General features: G+C 35.5%; 3 protein-coding genes. 1 reads left to right on the forward strand and 2 read right to left on the reverse strand.

Annotation, left to right across the window (positions count from 1 at the left end):
• Nucleotides 1-239: 239 nt before the first annotated feature.
• Nucleotides 240-6140: a T9SS type A sorting domain-containing protein gene (locus IC221_RS04705; protein ID WP_188167855.1), complete on the forward strand. Its 5901-nt coding sequence runs from the start codon at nucleotides 240-242 to the stop codon at nucleotides 6138-6140.
• A gap of 123 nt (nucleotides 6141-6263) precedes the next feature.
• Here IC221_RS04705 and IC221_RS04710 read toward each other — a convergent pair whose 3' ends face one another.
• Both IC221_RS04710 and IC221_RS04715 read right to left on the reverse strand, forming a co-directional pair.
• Nucleotides 6264-7175 carry an alpha/beta hydrolase gene (locus tag IC221_RS04710; protein ID WP_188167856.1) on the reverse strand — a complete coding sequence of 304 codons (912 nt, stop codon included), beginning with the start codon at nucleotides 7173-7175 and terminating at the stop codon, nucleotides 6264-6266.
• Between the two features lie 57 nt (nucleotides 7176-7232).
• Nucleotides 7233-8915, reverse strand: coding sequence for a glycoside hydrolase family 43 protein (locus IC221_RS04715; protein WP_223241299.1), 1683 nt, complete (start codon nucleotides 8913-8915; stop codon nucleotides 7233-7235).
• Nucleotides 8916-9193 lie beyond the last annotated feature (278 nt).

The following is a 9193-nucleotide window of genomic DNA, read 5'->3' on the forward strand; positions in this document are numbered from 1 at the left end:
TTTTTGTTTTAATTGAAAAATTGAATCAATTATCCCTCAATCCAATCCATTTTTCATCTCAAATGTTAAAAATTGTATAATAAACAGATATTATTATTAGATTAGCTACGACCAAGCCACTTTACTCTTTTGGTTAGTTATTGTGCATATTACCGAATGAAACAAATTATTGGAAATAAATTGATTTATTACTCAAACTAGGTTAATAGAATTATGCCTTATTAAACGTATCTATGATTATGATTAGACAATCCTATTTTACATTAAGGAGCCTTTTCCTTATTGCCTTTTTTTCATTGCCAATTTTTACCTATGCCCAATACAATATGATTGAAATCATTGGTTCGGGTTCACCGAGCGGTAACTGGGAAAATGGCACTCCAATGATGCAAGATTCCACTAATACCGACCGTTGGTACCTCAACAATGCCGAATTAATGGCAGGTGAAGTGAAATTCAGAGCAGATAGCAGTTGGAATTTTAATTGGGGAGGAGACACCTTTCCCGCAGGAGCACTTATTGAATCTGGAAATAATATTCCAGTAACTGTCGCCGGACCGTATAATATTGTTGTGGATCTCTCTACTCTTACTTATGAATTTGAAAGTCTACAACAAAGTAAAAATGGTGTTTCAATTGCTGAATTTTCGGCACTTACAGACCTATACAATGAATTGGGAGGGATGTATTGGACACACAACCTCAATTGGATGACAGAAGCTGATGTCTCCCAATGGAACGGTGTAACGGTTACAGATGGAAAAGTGGTTGCACTTGATCTCAGTTTCAATGGTCTTTGGGGAACGATTCCCGCATCACTTTCAAAACTACAATTTGCTACTTCAATCAATCTGAGCGGTAATTATATCTCAGGTATGAATGATCCAGAGATGGAAATGCCACTTTTAGTAGAATTTTCACTTCAACAAAACACTTTAAGTTTCTTACCGGATAGCTTGAATAGGATGTCTTCGTTGACAAAATTATGGCTAGGTAACAATATGTTGAATGATGGAGCCGATCAGGTGTTAAGTTATATGAGTAGTCTAGAATATTTGTATTTAGGTAACCAAATAGGAGGTGACACTGTTAGTTATAATAGACTTACTGATAACCAAATTTTGTATCTTCAAAATACATTACCTAACCTTACCGAATTTGAATATTCAAACCAGTTCAGTAATTACTGTTGTGGTGAATATTTAGTGGACGGAGATTCTACGGAGATGTATATATCTTATTTTGATTCTTCCAATTATTCATCATTCCAATGGTACCTTAACGGAATGCCTATTAATGGAGAAAATGGTCGTAAAATAAAAGTCAAAGTAACTGAAAATATTGATAGTGTATACACGGTAACAGCGGTAAATAATAGTCTTCCTGATTTATTACTTCTGTCAATGCCCATTGTTCAGAAAGGAGCTGTAAGAAGATTAGTAATTAATAATACGCCTGCTGATACAGAATTAAATGATATTTATATTCACTTAAGTTCAGAAGCTTACGATTATACAGATCAAAAAAAGCTGATGTATGATGATATAGAAGGCGTTTATTATTTCAACTTAGAACAGTTCAAAGGGGCTTTAGATTATTACTTTACCTTAAAAGGAAATGATCGTTTTAGAGAAACAGAAGTAGGACAAGATGTGATTAGACAGTACGATCCATCTACTTTAATGGCATCAGATACATTACAAATCAGTATCTCGAATTGGTCAAACATGCCTACTCCAAATACAACGTGTGAGAATGCAGAGGTTGTTATGCTTGGTGATTATACATCTGATGGAACACCGTATTGGTACAAATACACTGCTACTGAAGATATTAATCTATATATGGGACCAGATCGTGATGACGTTGAAGTTGAAATTTATAATACAAATTGCGATAGCCTTGTTTTACTATCTACAAGAAGATCTTTCAGTTTAAATTCTGGAGATGAAATATTAATTCATTTTAAGCATATTGATGGGAAAGATATCCCTTTCCAGTGGTCACTTTCTGAGAGCGAGTTCTTCCTTCTATCACAGTTCGAAAACTGGGATATGAACTATGCTGTTACAATGGAAGAAGTTTCACCAAGGGTATACGAAGCTACTACTCGATTAAATAATGGAGATAATTTTTATCTGTATTGGGACGATGAAAACTTATTAAGCACTTCCAATAATTTTGGTGTTTCTGGTGATTTCAAAATTCATTACAATTCTATCACCGATTCTTTAGGTTTTGAATTAGTAGAGGAAAAGATCATTGCTCCTTTCATGATTTATAGCACTGACAACAGTAAACCGGATAGTTCAATTTGGTTAGCAGATGAAGAAATTAATTTACTTTTAGATTTATCAGACACTTATTTTGATGGTGAAAATCAGGATAATGCTTATCTGTATTTCTGGCTGCCGGATTTAGGACTTGTAGGAGGAGATAGTTTGAATGGACAATGGCATGATTCGGCGGAAAGAAATAAGTTAACGCATATCGGTGGAAGTATGTATTCTTTCACTTTCATACCAACGGTTCATTTAAACCTAATGGTAGGAGATATTGAGGAAAAAGGTATTCAGTTTTTGGTAAAAACAAAGGATGGTGGTTTAAAAACAGTAGATGCAAAAGCACCATTTTTCCCTACTCAATTGAAGAATGAAAAACACCTGACCTTAAAAGTGAACATGAATCTAGCGATTGAAAAGGGATTATTTGATCCTGCAGTAGATACTCTAGATGTGGCAGGTTCATTTAACGACTGGGGCACTACTCCAACACTTTTATGGGATGGTGACCAAGATGGTATTTATACAGTAGATATCAAGATGTTCGACGGACAAGATACCGTTGAGTTTAAAACAAGAATCAACCAATCATGGGATCTTGGAAGACATGAATACCTTTATCGTTATATGAATAGAAAACATGGTGTTCCTGACTTCAATAACACAATTGAATATTGGTTTGATGATGAAAATGGTGATTATCCAACTTCTAATTTTGCAATTGATTTAAAGAAACAGATTTATTTGAAAGAATTCGATCCTGCATCTGGTAGAGTATGGTTGAATTTATATAAAGATATGGAGTTCTTCACCAAATACGAACTCGTTGCTTTAGATACACAAAGTGTCTTCTATTTCCAATCCAATCTCATGAATGATGGAGGAATTTATGATTATAACTTCTCTTTCAAATCAGATGCGGATTCAATGGAGATCGTTGAAAATAGCATTAGAAAGTACACTGTAAAATCAGATAGCAATCGTGTAATGCATGTCTTTAATGATGCTCATAGTGCTACTGTTGAATTGAAAGTGAATATGAATCTAGCAATCAATAAAGGAATATTTGATCCTGCAATGGATACCTTAGATGTTGCGGGTACTTTCAATAACTGGGGGAATGACGGTTATACCACATATTTATGGGATGACAATCAAGACGGAATTTATACCGTAAAACTTCATTTCCTAGAGGTAGGAGATTCTATTGAATTAAAAACAAGAATCAATCAATCTTGGGAGTTAGGTAAGCATGAATTAAGACATCGACCGAACAGAAAGTATTTTGTCAATGAGTTGATGAACACCATTGAGTTTTGGTATGATGACGAGAATGGCGATTATCCAACGACTACATTTGTAGTTAACCTTGAAAAAGAAATCTACCATCAGCATTTTGATCCTTCATCAGGTACGGTTTGGTTGAACCTTTATAAAGGTTTGGATGTTTACAATCGATATGAAGTAAAAGGCCTTGATTCTTTAAGTGTTTATACTTTCCATTCAAATCAAATGGATACAGGAGAAAAGTACGATTATAATTTCTCATTCCAGTCGATGGAGGATTCAATCGCTACCGTTGAAAACATCTTCCGAACATATACTGTAAAAGCAGATAGCAATAGAAGAGAACATGCTTTTAATGATAAACCAATTGCTACAGTAACGGTCAATGTCAATATGAATTGGGCTATTGAACAACAACTTTTCAACCCAATGACGGATACACTTGATTTGGCCGGTAACTTCAATAATTGGGGTACTGAAGGAATTGAGATCTTAAAGGATGCTGATCAAGATGGTATTTACACTACTGTATTGTATGAGTTAGATACATTAGAATGTAAAGTAAGAATCAATCAATCTTGGGAAGAAGGTCAACATGAATTGGCCAACAATCCAAATAGAAAATATCCAATTCATCAAAACCAAGAAATCATCAATTTCTGGTACGACAATGAAGCTGGTGATCACCCAACGACAACAATCGCCATTAATATGGCAAAGGAAATCAACGACGGGAATTTCACTTCAGAAGTACTTTATGTAGATGTCTTGAAAAGCGATTCTACTTTGATGAAGCGTTATAAAACACATACTACTGCAGAAAATGATCTTTATACTTTCTCCTCAAAATTATTGGACGATGGCTTTAATTTCGTGTACCAAGCAGTGTATTATGAAACGCTAGAAGAAGACAGTACTGTAACAGTCAATGAAATTGTGGAAAATCAATTGTCAAGTTTTACAGTTGGAGAAGACAATAGATCTATTGAAAGATGGTTTAATAATGTGGAGTTAGTCACTACTATCACTCTTCAAGTAGATATGTCAGCAAAAATTGCTCAAGGCTTCTTTGATCCTGCTCAAGACTCCGTAGATGTGGCTGGTACATTCAATGGTTGGTCAAATGACAATGGAGATTATAATTTATCTACAGAGGATAATAAGATTTATACAATTTCATTTGAAGTAGACAGCATTCAAGAATACAACTTCAAGTTTAGAATTAATGGAAGTTGGAACGACTTATTGCATGAGTTCCCTGGTAATGGAGAATTGGATAGAGCCATTACTCCTGAACTGGGAATAGAAAATATTTTCCTTTATTATTTCAATGATGAAAATATTGAAAACCCTGAAGTTCTTCTGAAGGTCAATATGGATCAACAAGTAACGTTAGAAAATTTTGATCCAACAACTGAAGGAGTTGAAGTGAGAATCAAATTCTATGAAGGAGGAGGTTTCTCTACTTATCCATTGATCTTAAATGAAGACGGATTGTATGGTTTGCCATTCAACAAATTGGCTACTGGCGAAACTTATACTTATAAGTTTATGTATCAATATCCAAATGGAGAAGGAGGTTGGACTGTTTTTGAAGAAGATCAAGACAGAACATTCTTGGTAGAAACAGGTCAGCAAACAACATCAGTTTGGTATAATGATGAAGTGCCTGAAGAAAGAATTCTTGCAGTTTGGAATGTAAATATGCAACAGGTCATTAATACAGGTGGGTTTAATGTTGCAACGGATAGTTTAACGATGAAAGGTAGCTTTGATAATTGGAGTGATGAAATTACGTTAACTCCAATTGCCAATGGAGGAAGTGCTTATACCACAAGTATTTCATTACCTGCAGGGACTATTTACTATAAACTATTTATTAATGGTGTAGAGGAAGTGTTTTTGGGTCAAGATGCAAGTAATAACCGTTCATTTGAGTTAACTGCAGACACAACTTTGATCAGTGTTGTTTACCAATTTGAGGAGACCACTGCCGTAGAAGAAGACAAAGTAGTAGCTACGGAAACAGAAGAAGGTACAGTGGAAGTGGTGATTGAAATAGATGAAGTTATTGAAGCATTAGGAGAAGACATCACTATTGTAGCGATGCTTGCTGACGGTAGCCCACTTCCAGAATGGATTATTTTCGATCCAGAAACATTAACTTTCACAATTGATCCTTCAAAAATTCCATCAGGCCAAAGAAGTAATGTAGATCTCGAAGACCTTGATATTGTCATTTTAGCCAATAATGATGAAGGTGAAAGTTTGGCGATAGAAGTGAACTTACCAGTTGATGAATACATCAGTAACATCACTTCATTAGATGGTACACTTTTAAAAGGTATTACACTTTATCCAACTTTGATTGATCAACAATTAAATGTGAAGTTTGATACACCACTCCAATCAATTCATTACCAAGTTTTAGACCTTCAAGGAAAACGTATTCTTCAGGGTACTGCAAGTGGTGATTTTGAAGTGGATTTTGAAGCGGTCCAATCTGGTTTATACGTAATTCAGATTCAAAATGCCGATACTATTTCCACTTTTAAAGTGATCAAAAAATAAAATTGTAACCTAAAATCTAATCTGAAAAATAGTCAACCCATTTGGGTTGACTATTCTTTTTTTTAAGCTATTCTATTTTAATTTCTATGTATTAAAGTAGCTTTATTCTATCAAAGACATCTATTACAGATTTTCCAACCACTTATCCGCCAATTCCGTCCAATTTGGAGCTTGATCAGAAGCGATGCCCATACCGTAGCCATGACCGCCGGTGGGATACAAGTGCATCTCGACTTGGATTTTATTTTTGACTAATGCCTGATAAAAGAGAATAGAATTTTCTACAGGTACAGCCCCGTCATCTGCAGAGTGTAGAAGAAAAGTGGTAGGCGTTTTCTCCGAAACTAGTAAGTCATTTGAGAACTGCATCACTAATTCTTGTGAGGGTGATTTGCCCAGTAAATTATTTCTTGAACCCATATGTCCCACTTCCTTGTCCATCGATATTACCGGGTAGATCAACAACATAAAATTGGGTTCAAATTGTTCTTGATCAATTTCATCTTTGGCAGGGTAATAGGACTTGGTGTGTGTGCCCAATGTTGAGGCTAAATGTCCTCCAGCAGAAGAACCAATTACCCCAACTTTATTTTTATCCAAATGGTATTCCTCCGCATTGTTACGGATCAGCCTCATGGCACGTTGAGCATCTTGAATAGGGGCAAGGTGAGATGTAATCACTGACGCTGATTGAGGCATTCTATACTTTAAGACAAATGCAGCGACGCCTTTACTATTAAGCCATTTTGCATAATCTGTACCTTCCCAATCCATTGAGGCTCCAAAATAGCCGCCTCCTGGAAGTATCAAAACTCCTTTGCCATTGGCATTTTTTTTAGAAGGTAAAAAGACTTCTAAAGTAGGTTTTTGAATTTTTGTCATAAAGATAATATCCTTCCCAACATCTTCTTCTTTTTCATCAGCTTGCTGATAATTTGGAATGTCTTTATCTTCCCATAGCGGTAAGATTTGTTGTGAGAATCCATTACTAATAGTCACCATTAATAAAAAAAATGTAAGTAGTTGCTTTGTCATTATTATTGTCTGTTAAATGGACGTTGCTTGATTGCAACGCCCAATATACAAGATCATTTATTCAAATCCTTTATAACTTACCCAATCAAAATCTGCGTACTCCTTTGTTGTTTTTCCATTGCTTGTGGCATAGATCCCACAATAGGCACCCGTGTAACCGCTGTTCCAACCAAAACTCAAGAGATAATCTGATTTAGTCGTTTCAAAAGGTATAAAAGTTTTCCCATTGTCCAATGAGTAAGAGAAGGAGTATTTATTTTCCTTAGAAAGTAAACGGAAGGTGATTTCTCCATTATAGTCAGTGATAGTTTTCTCTTGTACTACCTGAAGCTCATCTACTTTTTGTTCTGCTAAAACCAGTTGTAGGACATGTTTTCCATCTTTCTTTTTTACTGTAAAATTGATAAAATTGTCATCTTTTTGAAAGATACTGATACCAGCTTCTGTTCCTTCTTTTTTACCAGCAAATTTCATTTTTGCAGCATATTCAAAATCAGTTTCTTTCTGACGAACCCCCATTAAACATGCTCTACCTCTTTTTTTGATTACTTCAGGCTTTAAGTGGAGTCTCAAGTATCCTTCTCTAGCGGTTAAACTGTAAGTGTTTTCCATTGGAACTCTTCTAAAGTTCCACTCAACATCCAATTGATCGTTGTCAAAATTATCCATAAAGGCATCATTTCTCATTTGAGGATGATCAGCAAAAGGAAGTTCCTCGTTTTTCATGACGCGACCTGTTTTAGGAGCAACTACCGGCCAGTCGTATTTGATTTCTTCCCACCAGAAAGGAACCCTTTCCCATTGAACCGGAATTAGAAAAGTCTCACGTCCCATATTAGAAGCCCTTTTGACATCCCCACGAATACCTAATGCCACCATGTACCATCTTCCATCTTTGAGTTGTACAATATCCGCATGACCTGTAGAGTTGACCCAGTTATCATAAGATAAGTTTCTTGTAGTGAGAATAGGGTTTCTTTCATTTGATTCATAAGGTCCTGTCATGTTTTCACTCACTGCAATCATCATGGCGTGGTTGTAACTTGTACCCCCTTCAGCAACCATCAGATAGTATTTTCCATCATACTTGTAAACGTGTGGTCCTTCTACCCAAACACCACCACATGCACCTCTGTATAAGTAATGCCTTTTACCCTTTAGTTTCCAGTTATCAAGATCCAACTGTTGTGTCCATATTTCGCCTTCCCCTTCATAATTGGGGTTTTCGGGTGAATGTGTACCAACAAACCAAACATCACCATTATCATCAAAAAAGATATCAGGATCAATACCTGGGGCCCCTTCAATAATATGAGGTTCTGACCAAGGTCCTGTGATATTTTCAGCTGTAATTATGAAATTGATGGTTTTTGTAGGTGATCCATCAATAGGGTTATATACATTGGTAGTGATGATATAAAACTGACCATTATGATAACGGATTGTTGGAGCATGTATACCGCCATTTTGTTGTACATCCACAAGGTTCATTTCACCATTACATTGATCCTCTCGGTGAAGACCATAGCCTACGAATTCCCAGTTTACCAAATCTTTGGATCGATGAAGAGGTAATCCCGGAAAATATTCAAAAGAAGAATTGACGATATAAAAATACTCGCCGTCAGTGGTGATGGATGGATCAGGGTATCCTCCCTGTAGAATCGGGTTTTTGAAAGTGCTTTCCTGAGCCCAAGCGAATTGAACGACGAAAAGTAATAATAGGGTTAATTTTTTCATTTTCATTTATTCATTTAATCAATTGCTTGTCAATTTAACAATTCACACTACATGACCATAATTTGAAAATAAGATTTAGTATAGTTTATATTTCAGTAATTTCTTTTTCGTGGGAGAGGAGATGAATAAAAAGAATTAGTACATTATAAACTAAACTTCCTTCAACTTTCAATCAGCCTTTCTGCCCACATATATAGGATTAACTTTCAAACTTCCTTCTTCTTCATTTTTCCATTGATGAAAAACGAAGCAAAAAATCTAGGCTTAGAAGTCAAAAG

It is taken from the genome of Flammeovirga sp. EKP202 (assembly GCF_014534745.1).
Taxonomy (GTDB): domain Bacteria; phylum Bacteroidota; class Bacteroidia; order Cytophagales; family Flammeovirgaceae; genus Flammeovirga.

Excerpts from the sequence above, each read along its gene's own strand:
- IC221_RS04705 (WP_188167855.1), top strand. The coding sequence starts at position 240 with ATGATTAGACAATCCTATTTTACATTAAGGAGCCTTTTCCTTATTGCC.
- IC221_RS04710 (WP_188167856.1), bottom strand. The coding sequence starts at position 7,175 with ATGACAAAGCAACTACTTACATTTTTTTTATTAATGGTGACTATTAGT.
- IC221_RS04715 (WP_223241299.1), bottom strand. The coding sequence starts at position 8,915 with ATGAAAAAATTAACCCTATTATTACTTTTCGTCGTTCAATTCGCTTGG.